General features: G+C 45.1%; 1 protein-coding gene. It reads left to right on the top strand.

Annotated elements, in window-relative coordinates:
* Nucleotides 1–1,008: methionine adenosyltransferase (gene metK, locus A3738_RS05490; protein WP_068763432.1), on the top strand; the 1,008-nt coding region annotated here is incomplete at both ends.

Here is a 1,008-nt window from a genome sequence, read left to right as displayed (position 1 = left end):
TAAAACAGGGATGGCGGTTGTTGCAGGTGAGCTAACTACTTCTTGCTATGTTGATCTAGAAGATATCGTTCGTGATGTCATTACAGGTATTGGTTATAACAGTTCAGACGTTGGCTTCGATGGTGAAACCTGTGCAGTATTGAACGGTATTGGTAAGCAATCTGTTGATATCAACATGGGTGTTGATCGCGCTAAACCAGAAGATCAAGGTGCGGGCGACCAAGGTTTGATGTTTGGTTATGCGACGAACGAAACACCTTCATTGATGCCTGCTCCAGTTTACTACTCTCACCTATTGGTTCAGCGTCAATCAGAGATGCGTCGTAACGGAACGCTTCCTTGGTTGCGTCCTGATGCGAAATCTCAGGTCACGATTAACTACGAAGGCGACAGCCCAAAAATCGATGCCGTTGTTCTTTCAACGCAACACGATCCTAGTATTTCTTTGGAAGATTTACGTTCAGCTGTATTGGAAAACATTATCAAGCCAGTACTACCAGCTGAATGGTTGCACGAGGGCACCCTTTATCACATCAACCCAACCGGCAACTTTGTAATTGGTGGCCCAGTTGGTGACTGTGGTTTGACAGGTCGTAAGATCATTGTTGATACCTACGGTGGTATGGCGCGCCATGGTGGCGGTGCATTCTCGGGTAAAGATCCATCAAAAGTTGACCGTTCTGCTGCTTACTATGGCCGTTATGTAGCGAAGAATATTGTTGCTGCAGGTTTGGCAGATCGTTGTGAAATCCAAGTTTCTTACGCGATTGGTGTTGCAGATCCAACATCCATTTCTGTGAACACATTTGGTACAGGTAAGATTTCCGATATCGAGCTTGCGAAAGTTATCCGCGAAGTATTCGATTTACGCCCTTACGCTATTCAGACTCAACTAGACTTGCTGAACCCTATGTATCAAATCACTGCTGCATACGGTCACTTTGGTCGTGAACCAGAAGAAGTGACTTACGAGTATGAAGAAGGTGGTGAGAAAAAATCGAAGACATT

Source organism: Oleiphilus sp. HI0066, assembly GCF_001635725.1.
Note: the sequence above shows the minus strand (reverse complement) of the source record. Positions and strands in the feature narration are given on the sequence as shown.